A 16,136-nucleotide genomic window follows, 5' to 3' on the forward strand; every position below is an offset into this window, starting at 1 on the left:
GAAAAGGAGTTGATGCGATATGTTCTGGCTGCAAACCGCTATTTTTACTGTCATTGTACTCTGTCTCTCGTGGTGGGCAGGAAAAAGACGCAGGCATCGCCATGCCGGGCTGATTGTTCCGATATGTATCACCTTGTTTGGATTGCTCTTATTGATCGGGAGTTTCTTCATTGGCAGATGGGAAGGGATGGCGCTCAGCATATCAAGCGTCTCTATCGTTCTCTCTTCTATCATTTGTTTGATCATCGTTACAGGGGTTCATTTGTTTAAAAAAGATGACCCATCGTAGGCTGGGACATCTTTATGATTTGATTCTATCGTATTCCTCACGAAGGATGCCCATCATGATGACATCCGAATAAGCACCGTTGAAATAGAGCGCTTGACGTCTTTTTCCTTCATATTGAAATCCGGCTTTCTCATAGCTTCGAAAGGCTCGTGGGTTATGGGAAAAAACTTCAAGCTCAAGCCGATTGAGTTCTAACGTCTCAAAGGCAAATGTTTGGACCATCCGAACAGCCTCAGTGCCATATCCTTTGTGAAAATGCTCTGGACCATGTAGCGCAATGCGGAAACTTGCCGTATGGTTTATCGGATCAATATCCACAATCGCCGCATCCCCGATCATTTCTTTCGTGTCTAGCAGACAAATAGCAAAGTCTCGTCTACTGTCATCCAGCAGAAAACGGGTATAGGCTGAACGAATTTCTTCTAGTGTGAACGTTTTGCGTGTGCCAGTCATATAAAGTGTTTCTACATGCTGGCATCCTCTATGAATACCAGGATAATCTTTTTCTTCAATCGGTCTCAAAAATAATCGAGTCATGATGGATCAGCCTCCTCTATATATCGGGAGATTTCAATTAAGTTCATATCAGGATCACGGATATAAATGGATTCAATCGGACCTAATGCACCAGAACGTCTGACCGGACCTTCTTCAATTGGAACAACCTGCTTTCGAAGATGAAGCAATAAACTGTCTATATCTAAATCGGTGATAAAACACAAGTCAGCAGACCCAGGCTGGGGATGAGCAGCTTTTGGTTCAAATTCATGACCCGCTTCATGAAGGTTGATCTTTTGTAAGCCAAAACGAAGGGCTTTACGGCCTTCTCCAAAAGTTTCTTCCTTCATTCCTAATACGTTTGTATAAAAGCGAATGGTTTCCTCCATATGTTGAACAGTCAACACGATATGATCAAGTCGTCGTATCATCAGTCTCTCCTCCAAGTATGATCATTGTTTGAACTGCTTCTATTATATCATCCCTTGAAGAAGATACCTTATTTGATCACGGTTTTATAACTCCAGCTTTCTAGGGACATCTCTTCTCCGTGCAGTACTCTCTCATCAAACTCCGTCCACCCATTTTTTCGATAGAAATGACGATTGGCCTCGTTGTGTGTAATCAGTGTGAACAGTCCGCCGCCTTGCCGGGCGATAAAGGGGAAAAGGCATTGCTTTAACATACGGCTTCCAAGTTTTTTTCCTTGTTGGTCTTTTGCAACGACAAGAGCTTCTAAATACCAGTAAGGTTTCTTTAAGGAGGAACACGCTTTTTTTGCCTCCTTTAACATCCGGAACACATGCTGAATCGCCGATATGCCACCAGTAAAGAGCAGCTTTAACCCACCAGATAACACATAATCCATGAGTCCTGGCTCAGGAAGACGGGGATGTTTTAACAGGGCGGCAGACACAATTTTCTCGTTCTCAACCCCGACCAAACAGATTTGATGCTGAAAATATACCTTTGTATTGACCAAATGCAACTGCCGGGCGAAAGCAGCACGCTTGGTAACCTTTTCGCATAATAAATCAAAAAATGAATAGTTCTGAAATGAATCATCTAACAACGCTGCCACTTGAGGCAGTTCATCCTCTCTAGCAAGTCTGAATTGAAACATATGATGGTCCTCCTTTTTTTGAACAGATATAGATTATTGAACATGTGTCTATTATAATAAGAGGAAAATAAACCGAACATCGGCAATGAATGATCTCTTGTTCATAAATAGACAGGTATAGCCAGATTGTTCAAAAATGGAGGGTGTTTGATGAAGGACAGACGAACAATCAAAACCAAAAAGGCGATACGGGAAAGCTTTCTTGAGCTTTTAAAGGAAAAAGATGTTCAACAAATTACAGTATCAGAGCTATCTAGAAGAGCGGATTTAGGAAGAGGGACCTTTTATTTGCACTACCAAGATGTATTTGATTTGCATGAACAGCTTGAGAAGGAACTATTCGATCAGCTTGGCGGACTATACGATGAATCGTTTCCAAGCCAGGACCCGCTTGATATGCTGTCCTTTTTAAACAAAACAACTGAGTATTTAAAAGAAAAACAATTCATGATGACGTTGTTTGTCAAACCGAATAGCCCAACGACGAATCAATTCAAATCGTTTTTTAAAGAAAAAATCATGAAAGAGTGGCAGCTTGATCAGCGGCAAATTACGGAGCATGAACAGATTGTGGCCTCATTTGTTGTGTCTGGTGTTGTTGGTGTACTGGAGGAATGGATTCATGAAGGGATGACAGTCGAAGCGGGGCAGCTTGCACACATCTTGTACAAACTTCTCATGAAGGTAGAACAGGAATCGTAAGAAACGAATGGATCATATATCATTTATCTATTCTTTCTGTTAAAATGGGAATATACGTTCTTATTTCAGGCGGGGAGTGGTGAGATTGAAAAGGAAATTACTATTTTATGGGGCAATGAGCATTGATGGATATTTAGCAAGGGATGATCACCGTTTAGATTGGCTCATAGGAACAGAGGGCGAAGAGGATACGAGATATGAGGAATTTTATGCTTCCGTCGATACGCTGATCATGGGACGGAACACATACGAACAGGTTCTAAAGCTCTCACCTGATGGGTTTCCTTATGAAGACAAGACATGTTATATCGTTTCTCGCACTTTACAAGACAGTCATACAGGAACCCATATCATTCGTGAAGATGTTCTCTCATTTATCCACAACTTAAAAAATGAAAAAGGGCAGCATATGTGGATAGTAGGAGGCGGGGAACTGCTTCAAGCATTATTAAAAGAAAAATTAGTCGATGAGCTGTATCTCCAAATCGCACCTGTCATGATTGGAAAAGGAATCCCTCTTTTCCCTCCAACTGATCAGGAATCTAGATTTTCATTACAACAAGTGAATCAATACAAACAAATTGCTGAAATGCATTTTGTGTCAAAAGAAGACCACTGAATCACAGGGGTCTTTTTTTTAATCAAACAAAAATGTTGACAAGAAAATATCCTAGTGTTAGGATAAATTTATCCTAGTTTTAGGATTTATTGAAAAAGGAGTAGTTGCCATGGTGCAGCAAGATCAGGAATTAGACTTAAGGCTTTTCCGAGTGTGGATGAAAGCCTACCATGCCCTTTTTGCAAACATCCAAAAAGACATTGAACGTTATGATATCGGATTTGAAAACTTTCAAATTCTTGAATTACTGTATAGTAAGGGACCGCATCCCGTTCAAAAAATTAGTGAGATTCTATCCATTCCAAGTGGGAGCATCACCTATGTGGTCAACAAATTAGAAAAACAAGAATTAGTCAAAAGACAATGTGCACCTTCTGATAAACGTGTATTCCATGTATTACTGACAGATAAAGGGAAGCAGCTATTTGACGATATTTTTCCAAAACATACAGATGTCATTTCACAAAATCTGTCCTTTATCGAAACAGAGGAAAAAGAACAGCTCATTGAATGGTTGAAAAAAATCGGTTTAGGTGCAAAACAACTTCACGAAAAGGGGAAACAAGATGACACACAGCTTTGATACATTGGTACGTGAAAGACGATCAGCATCAAATTTTTTGCCAAATATCTCGATTTCGAGAGAAGAGCTTAATAGTATCTTTGAAGAAGTGAAGCTGGCACCTTCAGCCTTTAATTTACAGCATACGCAATATGTCGTCGTCCAATCAGAAGCGCTTAAAGAGCAAGTAAGAGATGCTGCATTTGGACAATATAAGGTGCATTCCGCTTCAGCAGCGATCATTGTACTCGGCGATCCGAAAGCTTATGAGCAAGCAGGAAACATTTATGAAGGCCTAAAAATGCTCGGCATCTTAAATGCGCAACAATATGAGGAAATGGTCAGAGAGACGATGAGTTTTTATGTGCAGAGAGGATCAGACTTTCAGAAAGAAGAGGCGATTCGCAATGCTTCATTATCTGCCATGCTATTTATGCTTGCCGCCAAAAACAAGGGATGGGATACTTGCCCAATGATCGGCTTTGACCCCGAAGCAATGAAAAAGGTGTTAAACATCGAATCAGATTTGGTTCCTGTATTAATGATTACACTCGGAAAAGAAAAAGTAGAAAGCAGACAAGCGAGAGGCTACCGCAAGCCGGTCTCTGAATTTGTGACATATTTATAAGATAGGGGGTTCCATTCATGGAACTAGGAATTAGTACATTTGTAGAAACAACACCTGATTTTCAAACAGGAAAAACAGTCAGCCACGCACAGCGTATTCGTGAAGTAGTAGAAGAAATTATTTTAGCAGATCAAGTGGGTCTCGACGTTTTTGGTGTAGGAGAGCATCATCGTGAAGATTTCGCCGCATCAAATCCAGCAGTCGTATTAGCAGCTGCGGCAACGCAAACAAAGAATATTCGTCTGACAAGTGCCGTAACTGTTCTTTCATCGGCAGATCCTGTTCGTGTGTTTCAAGATTTTGCGACATTAGATGGCCTTTCTAACGGTCGTGCAGAGATCATGGCTGGCCGTGGATCATTTATTGAATCGTTCCCGCTTTTTGGCTATGACTTAGATGATTATGAAGAATTATTTGAAGAAAAACTAGATTTACTGTTGAAATTACAGCAGTCAGAGCGTGTGACGTGGAGCGGTAAGCACCGTCCTTCCATTCAGGATGTCGGCGTATATCCAAGACCTGTTCAAGATCCGCTTCCCATCTGGATTGGCAGTGGAGGAAACAGAGAATCTGTCGTACGTGCTGGATTATTAGGATTACCACTTGTCCTTGCCATTATTGGCGGCAGCCCTAGACAGTTCGCACCGCTAGTGCAGCTCTACAAGCAAGCTGCGATTCACGCTGGACATGATCCTGAGAAATTAACGGTGGCATCCCATTCACATGGATTTGTTGCGGAGGAAACAGAATTAGCAGCAGATCAATTCTTCCCTTCTACACAGCATGTCATGAATACATTAGCAAGAGAACGAGGCTGGGGACCTTATACCCGTTCTACATTCGATGCAGCAAGAACATTAGAAGGTGCATTGTATGTAGGAGATCCAGATGCCGTAGCAGAGAAAGTGATTCATCTGCGAAAAAATGTAGGCATTACGCGCTTCATGTTGCACGTGCCAGTCGGTTCAATGCCGCATGATCAAGTGCTGAAAGCTATTGAGTTATTTGGGAAAGAAGTGGCTCCTAAAGTAAGAGAAGAGGTTGCTCGCTGGGAAGCCGAACAAGCATAACAAAAAAGTCGATCAAGTGAATAGGCTTGATCGACTTTTTCTTATGCTTAAGGATCAATAACACATGGTTTCACTGTAGGGCATGAAGCAGCAGAAGCAAATGGTGTGGCCGTCAAGGTGAAGAGGAAAACAAGTTGAAAACAGATAAGCCATTTTTTCATGAAATCACCTCCGTTATCAATTGTTTCACTAGAATGAGGTGAGGATAAAAGCATAGAAGTATGTAACACTCTCTATCCAGCATAAGACAATCATATCAAAATTTTCAAAAAAATGAAAAAATAACTTACTAAAGTTCTAAATTATGGTATGGTTAATATGTTCAACAAAAAAAGGGGGGGTTTTTTATTAAAAAGGTCATAACTTCTGTTTTGGTTGGAGCAATTGTTTTAACGGGTGCGGGTGTTACCGCTGTCCCGGTAGAAGCGAAGGGGAAAGTAAGCAGTGAAGTAACGGTACAAGCAAGTCGAACCGTCTCGGAAACGAGAACATATACGACGTCAAACATTCCATCAAGTATTACATATGCAAAGGATGGATGGGTCGGTATTCTCTATCAATCGTCAATTGAAGAGTTAGGTTTAGGAAAATATAGAGTTACCTTTACTGGAACGGTTGTACGCGATCCAGGATTTAATTAAATATAAAATGTAAAGCTGACAGGTGGACAAGCCTGTCAGCTTTTTTTAATGGGGATAATAAAGAATCATTTGCATCCGTACCATCTGTTCTCCTGATTGTTTATACTCATGGGCACGGTCAGCTTTAAACCGAATCGAGTCACCAGCTTGTAATGTGTATTGCTCATCACCGATCGATAAATCAAGTGCTCCCTCAAATACGGTAATCAATTCCTCTGTACCGCCGATATGTTCTTCCGCACTTAACGACCCATGAGGATCAATTTCTACCTGATAGACTTCAAATTTTCTCAGGTCATCAAATGGGAACGTCGTATATACCCGATACTTTCCCTCATCCTCGGTTAAAACTTGTCCTTCTTCTTTTCGCACGATCTTAATTTCAGGTTGCGGTGCGTATATGAGTTCACTAAAAGACACCTTCAACCCATTGGCGATTTTCCACAGAGTGGTGATGGTCGGTGTGGATTCTCCTCTTTCGATTTGCCCAATCATCGTTTTACTCACACTTGTTACCTCAGCCATCTTTTCTAGGCTTAATTTCTTTTGCTCTCTTAGCAGTTTGACATTTCTAGCAATAATTGATTGTACATCCTCCATCAAAAAACTCCTTTCTTTTATTTACTTTATAACGACCGAATAGTACAATGAAACGTAATATACGCAATAAAGACTTTTGAGTCTAAATAACGTATGAAAAGGAGGTAACGATTTGATTGTTTCCATGTTGATTTATGCTTTTGTTACCAGTTTCACCCCTGGGCCGAATAATATCATGGCGATGGTCTTTACGAATAAATATGGGGTCAAGCAAACATTTCGATTTTGTTTAGGGGTTGGGATCGGATTTTTGGTCATTTTGTGTTTGAGTGGTTTCTTTAATCTCATTCTTTATCAAGTCATGCCGAAAATCGGCTGGGTCATGGCTTTCATAGGAGCCGGTTACATGATCTATTTGGCTGTTAAAATCATGAAAAGTAAAGGCGGAGATGACGAAACATTAGACCGCTATAATCATTTTATCCCGGGAATGCTGCTGCAATTTATTAATCCGAAAGCCATTTTGTATGGGTTAACCGTCATTTCCACTTTTGTTCTGCCGTATGGACAGTCCAATATGCAATACATGTTGTTGACGCTGATTCTCGCCATCATTGGTTTTTTAGGCACATTTAGCTGGAGTTTATTTGGCTCTGTATTCAAGCGTTTTTTAACTCTTTATCAGCGGCCGTTCCAGTTCGTCATGGGGCTGCTGCTTATGTATAGTGCGATTTCGATGATCTGGAGTTATGTCATGTAAGCGGTCAGGAGACTGGCCGCTGCCTGCCCATCACAACCGTATCATAATACATGCCGTCCGCCAGCCGTTTATCTTTTTTTAACAAGCCTTCAATCTCAAAGCCATAGTGTTCATATAAACGAATGGCTTTTTGATTGGTTTCCATTACTTGAAGTGACATCTTTTGAATGCCTTGCTGATCTGCCCAGTCGATCGATGTAGCTAAAAGTTCTTTCCCGATGTGATAGCCCCAAGCGGCCTTCTGTACGGCGACGCCAAACGTTACTTTGTGAGCAGAGCGCTTAAGAGAATGTCCTTCGCATCTTGAAAAACCGACAATGTCTCCTTCAATATCTGCAACTAAAAAGAGATGACGGCATTCATTGGAATCCTCTTGAATCAACGCCTCGAACCCTTTCTCATCAATAAAAGCTTCACCCGGTTCACGATCTAAATATTCGGTTTCACCATCGATTTTCAGTCTGAGAGTTGATAACTGTTTGGCATCTGCTAATGCAGCAGAGCGAATACGATAGGTCACACCACGTACAGTGAACATACTTTCAGAAATGATCATTGAACAGACCACCAACCTTTCATTCCATTATGTCTATCATACCTGAAACGCGCACACAGCACACTCAGATGTTTTGTCGTGTGCAAAAAGGCTAAATAAACAGTATCAAACGTGGAGGTGGAACAAATGAGTGAACAAAATGGACATATGGATAAAGCGAAAGGAAAAACAAATCAAGTCAAAGGTCAAGTGAAAGAAAAACTTGGCGAAGCGACAGATCGTGAAAACCTGAAAGCAGAAGGAAAGAAAGATCAAGTAAAAGGAAAGCTTCAAGATAAAAAAGGTGACGTGAAAAATAAGCTGAATCAGTAGTTTGCGCATACTTGCAGGTACTCGCCCCATGTATCCATCATCACATTCCTTTCATCAATAAAATCAATAGGTGTGTGAAAAGAATTGATTATAAATTCTTGCTTCCGTCATGTAGACTTTAAATAGAAGACATGAACAAGGGAGATGGATGAAATGGAGCAAGTATGGGGGAAAGTTGACGAGTATATCAAAGACAAATTGATGGCCAAAGATGACGTATTGGAGCAAACTCTTATCAAGAATAAGCAAGCCGGGTTACCAGAAATAGATGTGTCGCCGGCCCAAGGAAAACTGCTTTATTTGTTAGCAAAAACCAAGGGTGCAAAGCGCATTTTAGAAATCGGTACACTTGGCGGTTATAGTACCATTTGGCTTGCCCGTGCACTTGAAGCGGATGGAGAACTCATGACATTAGAGGCTGTCAGTCATCATGCAGAAACCGCACAGCAAAACATAGACAGAGCAGGCCTAGCAGAACGTGTCACCATTTTACAAGGAAAAGCGTTAGATACTTTATCTCAGTTAAAAGAGCAGGATACGCTTCCGTTCGATTTGATTTTCATTGATGCAGACAAACCGAACAACCCGCAATATTTGAAGTGGGCGTTACATTTCTCAAAAAAGGGAACAGTCATTATTGCAGACAATGTGGTCAGAAATGGGGCAGTTCTTCATGCCTCTGATCAAGATGAGCGAGTGAAGGGAACGCGTGAATTTTTCGATTTACTCAAACAAGAGTCGAGAATTGAAGCAACTGCTATTCAAACTGTTGGCGAAAAAGGCTATGACGGCTTTATATACGGTATCGTAAAATGAAAAAAGCTTAACCGCATCCGGTTAAGCTTTTTCTATTAGAAAAACCATCTAGCTGTACCCATCAGCATGACGCCTACTAGAACGGTGAGGGACAAGCTTTTTGTCCAAATAGCGATTAACACAGTTGGAACCAAGACAGCAAGGTACATCCAGTGAATGGTGACGCCTGCTGTAGTATGTATGAAAAGATGCTCTGCAATCAAAGCGGTAAATATACAAATAGGAATAAACGATAACCATTTGAGCACCACTTCTGGCATCTGGATACTCCTTACAAATAAAAATGGAACGACTCTTGGGATGATGGTCACAATCATACAGCCAAGAATAAGCCATAACATAAAACTGCTCATCATTTATCTGTCACCACCCCAATAGTGGCAACAAGCACAGTCGCCAACAAAACAGCCACGTGTGAAGGAACAAAATGAAGCAGCACAAACATCGCAACAAACATATATAAAACAAGTGACAAGCGATGGGTTAGCTTATTTTTTGGCACCGTCTGTAAAGAAAGAATGAGCAGCGCAGCAAACATCGCGGATAGGGCAAAATCAAGACCAAGCGCCTCTGGATTTGAAATCCAGTGTCCGAATATTCCGCCAAGTGTACATGCAGCAATCCAGCATAAATAAGCCGTAATATTCAGTCCATGCATCCATCTGTTATTCAATTTTCCTTGCTGTGCTAATTTATTCATCGCTACGCCAAAGGATTCATCAGTAAGCAGAAGACCAAACCCGATGTTCTGCTTTACAGAGTAGCGTGTAAAATGGGGGGCAAGCGTAAGGCTGAGTAACAAATGCCGTAAATTGACAATGAACGTGGTGAAAATAATAGCGGAAAGGGGGCTTCCTGTCACAAGTAATGCACAGATGATAAACTGTGAAGCGCCAGCATAAATAAAGATAGAGAGCAGCGCGATTTCCCATATACTTAACTGCGAACTAATGCCAACAATTCCAAAGGCAAACCCAATGCTCATATAACCAAGCAAGGTTGGCACACAATCTTTTATTCCCTCAAGAAACGGTTCGTTTCCGGCAGTGGGAATGTGTTTCCTAGCTTCAACATCCAAAGACCTCTACTCCTTTTCTGTGTAAACCTCAATTGTTGTACTTACTATAAGAAAACGAATTCATCATGTCAATCCTATTGAACTTCTATTATATGAAGAAACATGGCGATAAAAAAGGATTGAAGTGAACCAGATTTTGTTATAAAGTAATCAGAAAATAAAAACAATTGGGGTGACTGATATGCAATGGAAGCCTTTATTTGAACATGATGTACCAAATCACCTCCGTCCATAACGGAGAGTGATCTCCGTTTGTGGATATCGCAGTGAATATATCCAGTAACGGAGGGGAAAAAATGAATGAAAAATATATAGGAGCCCTTTACTTAGCGTTAGCTGCTAGTATTTGGGGCGGTATGTATGTAGTGGTCAAAGTAACAGTTGCGGTGGTCCCGCCACTTGAGCTCGTCTGGATGAGATATGCAATAGCTGGAGTCGTTCTTGTGTTCACGATTTGGCGTTTGGGCTACTCTTTTCGGTTAGACAAAAAGGATATCCCGCTGATTGTGGCGATTGGATTGATTGGCAACTTTCTTTCGATCGTGACCCAAGAAATTGGCACAATGTATACGTCTGCACAAATGGGTGCCGTCATCACATCGGCCACACCTGCTTTTATGGTGCTTTTCGCTTTCTTTCTATTAAAAGAATCTTTCACAATGAGAAAGTGTGTCTCCATTCTGCTTGCTACAGTAGGTGTGCTGACGATGATTGGGCCTGTCGCTGTTCAAACGGATGAGTTTGTTGGCGGTCTTTCACTGGTTATTGCTGCATTAACATGGGCGCTGATGTCTGTTCTTTTGAAACGAGTTCCAGGAAAGTATCCTCAAGTAGTGACGACAACATATGCGATCATTGTGGCCTTTATCGTATTAACACCACCTGTCATGTTTCGTTTGCCTCATCTTGATGTGCAGCAAATGGCAAGACCGGAAATATGGGGCGGCATTCTGTATCTAGGTATCATCTCAACGGCCCTTGCTTTCTTTTTGTGGAATAGAGGGCTTCAACTGATGGACGCTTCAAGCGGTGGTCTTTTTTTCTTCTTTCAACCAATCGTTGGCACGGTTCTTGGATGGATGCTTCTAGGTGAAGAGATGGGCTTACGTTCGTTTGTTGGGATTTTGTGTATTTTCGCAGGTGTATATACTGTCCTGCGTCAGAGAGAGTAAGACGAGATTCCCCTTGGAGAAGGGGAATTTTCTTTACAATGAATAGATGAGAGATTCATAGAAGGTGGAGGTGAGCAGGATGATCCAGTATCCATTTTTGCAAAAAGGACAAACGATTGGGGTGACAGCACCTTCCTCAGGTGTGCAGCCCTCTTTGCATGAGATGTTTCAACTGTCTTGCGATCGGATGAAAAAAAGAGGCTATGAAGTCATATGTGGAGAGACAGTATGGCAACAGGAAAAAGCGAAATCAGCCCCTGCAATCAAGCGAGCAAATGAGTTACAGCGGATGATGACTTGTCATGAGATTGACCACATCATCCCGCCATGGGGCGGACAGCTGCTTATTGAAGTGTTAGAGCATCTTGATTTCTCAGTGATGCAAAAAAAGTGGATTCTTGGGTTTTCTGATACAAGTCTCCTTCTATTAGCTTTGACATTAAACACTGGCATTGCGACAGCGCATGGACCGAACCTTGTGGATCTTCAGGGGGAAGAGCTTGATCAGGTGACGGCTATGTGGGAACAAATACTTTCCACTCCAGAGAAAAAGGACGTTACTCAATTTTCTTCTGATATGTATCAAAAGGAATGGCAGTATGACCATCCAAGCATTCATGTCTTTCATTTAACCGAGCCAACCGCATGGCGTACTGTTGATCACTTAGAGACGACGATGAAGGGAAGACTGATGGGTGGCTGTATTGATGTGATCCGGCACTTAGCTGGCACGCCTTTTGGAGATGTCAAAGCTTTTCAAGAAACATACCTGAAAGGTGAACCCATACTATGGTATTTTGAGAACTGTGAATTAAATGCTGCGAGCATGAAGAGGTCTCTTGTTCAATTAAAACTAGCAGGCTGGTTTGATCGTTGCTCTGGCATCATGTTTGGCAGGAGTGCAGTGGACACTCCTGTGGAAGGATATGAATATACGGATCTATATGAAGAATTGCATAAGGAATTACACATACCGATTGTTTACGATATTGATTGTGGACACGTACCTCCGCAAATGACCCTCATTAACGGAGCATATGCGGAGGTACAGTTGCAACAAGAAGGTAAAGCCGTGCTGAAGCAGACATTTTTGCCATAAAAAAAGGAAAGGGCGATCCCTTTCCTTCATAAAAAACATTACATTCCTTTTGTTTCTTCACCTGCTTTTGGAACTTCCCATGCAGACTCTCGGAATACTTTTTCCCATTTAGAAACGACAATACAGGCAACCGCATGTCCAGGAACATTCACGCCTGTTCGAGCCATATCCATAATCCGGTCAACCCCGGCGATAATAGCGACACCTTCTGCTGGCAGACCTACTGCATGAGCTGTTGCCAAAAGAACGACAAGTGAGCCAGACGGGACAGCTGCAATGCCTTTACTTGTTAAAACAAGGACAAGCATCATGAGGAGCTGCTGTGATAAACTCATATCGACACCAAACGCTTGTGCAAGAAACACACAGGAAACCGATAAATATAAACTTGAACCATCGCAATTAAGAGAAAGACCTGACGGGATGACGAAGGAAACGATTCTTTTTGGGCAGCCGTATTTCTCCATCCGTGACATGAGCTGTGGAAGAACAGTTTCTGTACTTGTAGTAGAAAAGGCAACCAAAAACAAATCCCAAATCATTTTCAACACTTCGAAGTAGTTAAAACGGAAGATCAGTGCGACAAGAGGGAACAAAACAAATAGAATAATAAACAATCCTAAGAAGACAGTGCCAACAAGTTTCATCATAGGAATGAGTAAAACAATGCCGTATTGTCCGACAGAAGCTGCCATTAATGCTAAAACTCCAATAGGAGCTGTCACCATGACCATTTGTGTGAGCTTAAACATAATTTGTGCTACTGATTCAAAGAAGGTAAGGACAGGAGCGGAAGCTTTCCCAATGCCGCTTGCGGCTACACCGAATAAAATAGCGAAGAAAATCACTGCTAGTAAATCATTCTGAGCCATGACATCGATGATATTGGTTGGAATGATGTCTAAAACCATCTGTTTAAAATCGACGACCTTTTGAGTATAACCATCGAGTTCCCCAATATCTTTCTTAGCTAATTGAGAGAAATCGAGTCCAACGCCTGGCTTTAACACGTTGGCCAATAAAAGTCCGATTCCAAGAACGATGGTCGTAATGACTTCAAACCAAATGATTGTCTTTAATCCGAGACTGCCCATTTTCTTCATTCCACCGCTGCCAGCTGCGCCGATGACAATCGTAGAGAAAACAATAGGGACCACAATCATTTTAATCAATCGGATAAAGCCATCCCCAATGGGCCGCAGTGCCATTCCGAAATCAGGGAAGAAGTGGCCGATAAGAGCTCCTATCACCAAAGCGATCATGATTTGAAAAGCGACAAACTTTTTCATCATCTCCTACCTCCTTTAAATGCATGGAAAATATTAAGAATTTTCCAATAAATAAAAATTCTAGGTGACTATGTTTTGTCCTCCTTTGGATTTAGAAAGATTTTATTTAAGAATCATTAGAATTATGAAGAAAGAAATGAAAATAGGGCGATTGAAACTCTATTTATCTAACAAAAGAGCACTTCTTAAAAAACATTAAACTTTTTTAGAAAAATGTATTGACCCTTTTGTATGATCCATGGTATATTTTTATTCGTCGCTGATGACGCATCTGAAACACTGATGCTCAGACAGATACGACAAACAAACTTTAAAAAGATGTTGACTTAATAAAAACGATATGTTAAGATAATTAAGTCGCCTGATTAAGCGCCCGTAGCTCAATTGGATAGAGCGTTTGACTACGGATCAAAAGGTTAGGGGTTCGACTCCTCTCGGGCGCGCCAATAACATTTAACCACGCGGGTGTAGTTTAGTGGTAAAACCTCAGCCTTCCAAGCTGATGTCGTGAGTTCGATTCTCATCACCCGCTCCATTTTAAAAAAATGATCTTTGAAAACTAAACAAGACAAAACGTACCTGTTAATTCGAGTTTTTATAAAAAATCCTATGATACATCATAGGTAGTCAGTCAAACGCTGACGAAAAACAAAACTTCGGTTTTGTACTTTTTCGGAGAGTTTGATCCTGGCTCAGGACGAACGCTGGCGGCGTGCCTAATACATGCAAGTCGAGCGGACAGAAGGGAGCTTGCTCCCGGATGTTAGCGGCGGACGGGTGAGTAACACGTGGGTAACCTGCCTGTAAGACTGGGATAACTCCGGGAAACCGGAGCTAATACCGGATAGTTCCTTGAACCGCATGGTTCAAGGATGAAAGACGGTTTCGGCTGTCACTTACAGATGGACCCGCGGCGCATTAGCTAGTTGGTGAGGTAACGGCTCACCAAGGCGACGATGCGTAGCCGACCTGAGAGGGTGATCGGCCACACTGGGACTGAGACACGGCCCAGACTCCTACGGGAGGCAGCAGTAGGGAATCTTCCGCAATGGACGAAAGTCTGACGGAGCAACGCCGCGTGAGTGATGAAGGTTTTCGGATCGTAAAGCTCTGTTGTTAGGGAAGAACAAGTGCAAGAGTAACTGCTTGCACCTTGACGGTACCTAACCAGAAAGCCACGGCTAACTACGTGCCAGCAGCCGCGGTAATACGTAGGTGGCAAGCGTTGTCCGGAATTATTGGGCGTAAAGGGCTCGCAGGCGGTTTCTTAAGTCTGATGTGAAAGCCCCCGGCTCAACCGGGGAGGGTCATTGGAAACTGGGAAACTTGAGTGCAGAAGAGGAGAGTGGAATTCCACGTGTAGCGGTGAAATGCGTAGAGATGTGGAGGAACACCAGTGGCGAAGGCGACTCTCTGGTCTGTAACTGACGCTGAGGAGCGAAAGCGTGGGGAGCGAACAGGATTAGATACCCTGGTAGTCCACGCCGTAAACGATGAGTGCTAAGTGTTAGGGGGTTTCCGCCCCTTAGTGCTGCAGCTAACGCATTAAGCACTCCGCCTGGGGAGTACGGTCGCAAGACTGAAACTCAAAGGAATTGACGGGGGCCCGCACAAGCGGTGGAGCATGTGGTTTAATTCGAAGCAACGCGAAGAACCTTACCAGGTCTTGACATCCTCTGACAACCCTAGAGATAGGGCTTTCCCTTCGGGGACAGAGTGACAGGTGGTGCATGGTTGTCGTCAGCTCGTGTCGTGAGATGTTGGGTTAAGTCCCGCAACGAGCGCAACCCTTGATCTTAGTTGCCAGCATTCAGTTGGGCACTCTAAGGTGACTGCCGGTGACAAACCGGAGGAAGGTGGGGATGACGTCAAATCATCATGCCCCTTATGACCTGGGCTACACACGTGCTACAATGGACAGAACAAAGGGCTGCGAGACCGCAAGGTTTAGCCAATCCCACAAATCTGTTCTCAGTTCGGATCGCAGTCTGCAACTCGACTGCGTGAAGCTGGAATCGCTAGTAATCGCGGATCAGCATGCCGCGGTGAATACGTTCCCGGGCCTTGTACACACCGCCCGTCACACCACGAGAGTTTGCAACACCCGAAGTCGGTGAGGTAACCTTTATGGAGCCAGCCGCCGAAGGTGGGGCAGATGATTGGGGTGAAGTCGTAACAAGGTAGCCGTATCGGAAGGTGCGGCTGGATCACCTCCTTTCTAAGGATATATGGAGCAGTGTGCGTTTTCGTCTTGTTTAGTTTTGAAGGATCATTCCTTCAAACATGTCTCTAGCGAGACAGGATTGTTCTTTGAAAACTAGATAACAATAAGTAATACATTCACATTGAATGCAATGCAAAGTTCATCACACATAGTGATTC

Annotated in this window: 20 protein-coding genes, 2 tRNA genes and 1 rRNA gene; 15 read left to right on the forward strand and 8 right to left on the reverse strand. The window is 42.6% G+C overall.

The window, feature by feature from the left end:
- Window positions 1–19: 19 nt before the first annotated feature.
- The gene (locus MHI58_RS02890; RefSeq protein WP_024719170.1) at window positions 20–289 is read left to right on the forward strand and encodes a YesK-like family protein; all 270 of its coding nucleotides are present in this window, start codon (window positions 20–22) and stop codon (window positions 287–289) included.
- A gap of 12 nt (window positions 290–301) precedes the next feature.
- Here MHI58_RS02890 and MHI58_RS02895 read toward each other — a convergent pair whose 3' ends face one another.
- From MHI58_RS02895 to MHI58_RS02905, 3 genes are all read right to left on the reverse strand, one after another.
- Window positions 302–826 (reverse strand): GNAT family N-acetyltransferase, encoded by a 525-nt coding sequence (locus tag MHI58_RS02895; RefSeq protein ID WP_045035197.1) that lies wholly within the window; start codon window positions 824–826, stop codon window positions 302–304.
- Entirely contained in the window at window positions 823–1,218 is a 396-nt protein-coding gene (locus tag MHI58_RS02900) for a VOC family protein (RefSeq protein ID WP_008346708.1), read from the reverse strand. The genes MHI58_RS02895 and MHI58_RS02900 overlap by 4 nt, the downstream gene beginning before the upstream one ends.
- Before the next feature lie 68 nt (window positions 1,219–1,286).
- A complete protein-coding gene (locus tag MHI58_RS02905) occupies window positions 1,287–1,910 on the reverse strand; it encodes a GNAT family N-acetyltransferase (protein WP_045035198.1) in 624 nt (207 codons plus the stop codon).
- Window positions 1,911–2,060: 150 nt separating this feature from the next.
- On the opposite strand from MHI58_RS02905, the gene MHI58_RS02910 reads away from it, so the two are divergent.
- The 6 genes from MHI58_RS02910 (at window position 2,061) to MHI58_RS02935 (ending at window position 6,132) form a co-directional block, all read left to right on the forward strand.
- Window positions 2,061–2,612 carry a TetR/AcrR family transcriptional regulator gene (locus tag MHI58_RS02910; RefSeq protein WP_024719167.1) on the forward strand — a complete coding sequence of 184 codons (552 nt, stop codon included), beginning with the start codon at window positions 2,061–2,063 and terminating at the stop codon, window positions 2,610–2,612.
- Between the two features lie 79 nt (window positions 2,613–2,691).
- Complete coding sequence (locus tag MHI58_RS02915; protein ID WP_082055602.1) at window positions 2,692–3,231, forward strand: dihydrofolate reductase family protein; 540 nt, start codon at window positions 2,692–2,694, stop codon at window positions 3,229–3,231.
- 109 nt (window positions 3,232–3,340) lie between these two features.
- Window positions 3,341–3,814: a MarR family winged helix-turn-helix transcriptional regulator gene (locus tag MHI58_RS02920; RefSeq protein ID WP_007496406.1), complete on the forward strand. Its 474-nt coding sequence runs from the start codon at window positions 3,341–3,343 to the stop codon at window positions 3,812–3,814.
- On the forward strand, window positions 3,798–4,421 hold the full coding sequence (locus MHI58_RS02925; protein WP_039170198.1) for a nitroreductase family protein: 624 nt from the start codon (window positions 3,798–3,800) through the stop codon (window positions 4,419–4,421). The genes MHI58_RS02920 and MHI58_RS02925 overlap by 17 nt, the downstream gene beginning before the upstream one ends.
- A gap of 17 nt (window positions 4,422–4,438) precedes the next feature.
- A complete protein-coding gene (locus tag MHI58_RS02930; RefSeq protein WP_024719164.1) occupies window positions 4,439–5,491 on the forward strand; it encodes an LLM class flavin-dependent oxidoreductase in 1,053 nt (350 codons plus the stop codon).
- A gap of 371 nt (window positions 5,492–5,862) precedes the next feature.
- Window positions 5,863–6,132 (forward strand): hypothetical protein, encoded by a 270-nt coding sequence (locus MHI58_RS02935; protein ID WP_234710332.1) that lies wholly within the window; start codon window positions 5,863–5,865, stop codon window positions 6,130–6,132.
- A 45-nt stretch (window positions 6,133–6,177) separates the two neighbouring features.
- On the opposite strand, the gene MHI58_RS02940 is transcribed toward MHI58_RS02935, so the two are convergent.
- On the reverse strand, window positions 6,178–6,732 hold the full coding sequence (locus tag MHI58_RS02940) for a helix-turn-helix domain-containing protein (RefSeq protein WP_024719162.1): 555 nt from the start codon (window positions 6,730–6,732) through the stop codon (window positions 6,178–6,180).
- A gap of 112 nt (window positions 6,733–6,844) precedes the next feature.
- Here MHI58_RS02940 and MHI58_RS02945 point away from each other — a divergent pair, with 112 nt between their 5' ends.
- Window positions 6,845–7,432, forward strand: a complete 588-nt coding sequence (locus tag MHI58_RS02945; RefSeq protein ID WP_039170191.1) for a LysE family transporter — start codon at window positions 6,845–6,847, stop codon at window positions 7,430–7,432.
- A 4-nt stretch (window positions 7,433–7,436) separates the two neighbouring features.
- Here the strand turns inward: MHI58_RS02945 and MHI58_RS02950 are convergent, their stop codons facing one another.
- Complete coding sequence (locus MHI58_RS02950; RefSeq protein WP_024719160.1) at window positions 7,437–7,988, reverse strand: GNAT family N-acetyltransferase; 552 nt, start codon at window positions 7,986–7,988, stop codon at window positions 7,437–7,439.
- 126 nt (window positions 7,989–8,114) lie between these two features.
- Between MHI58_RS02950 and MHI58_RS02955 the strand changes: the two genes are divergently transcribed.
- Together MHI58_RS02955 and MHI58_RS02960 are read left to right on the forward strand one after the other, a co-directional pair.
- Window positions 8,115–8,300: a CsbD family protein gene (locus MHI58_RS02955; RefSeq protein ID WP_024719159.1), complete on the forward strand. Its 186-nt coding sequence runs from the start codon at window positions 8,115–8,117 to the stop codon at window positions 8,298–8,300.
- Window positions 8,301–8,453: 153 nt separating this feature from the next.
- The gene (locus tag MHI58_RS02960) at window positions 8,454–9,116 is read left to right on the forward strand and encodes an O-methyltransferase (RefSeq protein ID WP_045035200.1); all 663 of its coding nucleotides are present in this window, start codon (window positions 8,454–8,456) and stop codon (window positions 9,114–9,116) included.
- A gap of 35 nt (window positions 9,117–9,151) precedes the next feature.
- Here the strand turns inward: MHI58_RS02960 and MHI58_RS02965 are convergent, their stop codons facing one another.
- Window positions 9,152–9,472 (reverse strand): AzlD domain-containing protein, encoded by a 321-nt coding sequence (locus tag MHI58_RS02965; RefSeq protein ID WP_039170187.1) that lies wholly within the window; start codon window positions 9,470–9,472, stop codon window positions 9,152–9,154.
- Window positions 9,469–10,194 (reverse strand): AzlC family ABC transporter permease, encoded by a 726-nt coding sequence (locus MHI58_RS02970; RefSeq protein ID WP_007496390.1) that lies wholly within the window; start codon window positions 10,192–10,194, stop codon window positions 9,469–9,471. The genes MHI58_RS02965 and MHI58_RS02970 overlap by 4 nt, the downstream gene beginning before the upstream one ends.
- Before the next feature lie 296 nt (window positions 10,195–10,490).
- Here MHI58_RS02970 and MHI58_RS02975 point away from each other — a divergent pair, with 296 nt between their 5' ends.
- Window positions 10,491–11,366 (forward strand): DMT family transporter, encoded by an 876-nt coding sequence (locus MHI58_RS02975; RefSeq protein ID WP_045035201.1) that lies wholly within the window; start codon window positions 10,491–10,493, stop codon window positions 11,364–11,366.
- 79 nt (window positions 11,367–11,445) lie between these two features.
- Window positions 11,446–12,465 (forward strand): S66 peptidase family protein, encoded by a 1,020-nt coding sequence (locus MHI58_RS02980; protein WP_045035202.1) that lies wholly within the window; start codon window positions 11,446–11,448, stop codon window positions 12,463–12,465.
- A 38-nt stretch (window positions 12,466–12,503) separates the two neighbouring features.
- Here the strand turns inward: MHI58_RS02980 and gltP are convergent, their stop codons facing one another.
- Entirely contained in the window at window positions 12,504–13,754 is a 1,251-nt protein-coding gene (gene gltP / locus MHI58_RS02985; protein ID WP_024719154.1) for a glutamate-aspartate/proton symporter GltP, read from the reverse strand.
- A 369-nt stretch (window positions 13,755–14,123) separates the two neighbouring features.
- Between gltP and MHI58_RS02990 the strand changes: the two genes are divergently transcribed.
- From MHI58_RS02990 to MHI58_RS03000, 3 genes are all read left to right on the forward strand, one after another.
- Window positions 14,124–14,200, forward strand: a tRNA-Arg gene (locus MHI58_RS02990).
- A gap of 15 nt (window positions 14,201–14,215) precedes the next feature.
- Window positions 14,216–14,289: transfer RNA gene (locus MHI58_RS02995), tRNA-Gly, on the forward strand.
- A 134-nt stretch (window positions 14,290–14,423) separates the two neighbouring features.
- Window positions 14,424–15,972 (forward strand): 16S ribosomal RNA (locus MHI58_RS03000).
- Window positions 15,973–16,136: the final 164 nt, after the last annotated feature.

The sequence above is a fragment of the Bacillus sp. FSL K6-2869 genome, from assembly GCF_040869405.1.
Lineage (GTDB): Bacteria > Bacillota > Bacilli > Bacillales > Bacillaceae > Bacillus > Bacillus altitudinis.

Bases quoted from the DNA above. Each gene is read 5' to 3' on its own strand.
- MHI58_RS02965 (WP_039170187.1), bottom strand. From the start codon at position 9,472: ATGATGAGCAGTTTTATGTTATGGCTTATTCTTGGCTGTATGATTGTG.
- MHI58_RS02980 (WP_045035202.1), top strand. From the start codon at position 11,446: ATGATCCAGTATCCATTTTTGCAAAAAGGACAAACGATTGGGGTGACA.
- MHI58_RS02940 (WP_024719162.1), bottom strand. From the start codon at position 6,732: ATGGAGGATGTACAATCAATTATTGCTAGAAATGTCAAACTGCTAAGA.
- MHI58_RS02950 (WP_024719160.1), bottom strand. From the start codon at position 7,988: ATGATCATTTCTGAAAGTATGTTCACTGTACGTGGTGTGACCTATCGT.
- MHI58_RS02955 (WP_024719159.1), top strand. From the start codon at position 8,115: ATGAGTGAACAAAATGGACATATGGATAAAGCGAAAGGAAAAACAAAT.
- MHI58_RS02890 (WP_024719170.1), top strand. From the start codon at position 20: ATGTTCTGGCTGCAAACCGCTATTTTTACTGTCATTGTACTCTGTCTC.
- MHI58_RS02930 (WP_024719164.1), top strand. From the start codon at position 4,439: ATGGAACTAGGAATTAGTACATTTGTAGAAACAACACCTGATTTTCAA.
- MHI58_RS02960 (WP_045035200.1), top strand. From the start codon at position 8,454: ATGGAGCAAGTATGGGGGAAAGTTGACGAGTATATCAAAGACAAATTG.
- MHI58_RS02900 (WP_008346708.1), bottom strand. From the start codon at position 1,218: ATGATACGACGACTTGATCATATCGTGTTGACTGTTCAACATATGGAG.
- MHI58_RS02925 (WP_039170198.1), top strand. From the start codon at position 3,798: ATGACACACAGCTTTGATACATTGGTACGTGAAAGACGATCAGCATCA.
- MHI58_RS02910 (WP_024719167.1), top strand. From the start codon at position 2,061: ATGAAGGACAGACGAACAATCAAAACCAAAAAGGCGATACGGGAAAGC.
- MHI58_RS02895 (WP_045035197.1), bottom strand. From the start codon at position 826: ATGACTCGATTATTTTTGAGACCGATTGAAGAAAAAGATTATCCTGGT.
- gltP (WP_024719154.1), bottom strand. From the start codon at position 13,754: ATGAAAAAGTTTGTCGCTTTTCAAATCATGATCGCTTTGGTGATAGGA.
- MHI58_RS02905 (WP_045035198.1), bottom strand. From the start codon at position 1,910: ATGTTTCAATTCAGACTTGCTAGAGAGGATGAACTGCCTCAAGTGGCA.
- MHI58_RS02975 (WP_045035201.1), top strand. From the start codon at position 10,491: ATGAATGAAAAATATATAGGAGCCCTTTACTTAGCGTTAGCTGCTAGT.
- MHI58_RS02920 (WP_007496406.1), top strand. From the start codon at position 3,341: ATGGTGCAGCAAGATCAGGAATTAGACTTAAGGCTTTTCCGAGTGTGG.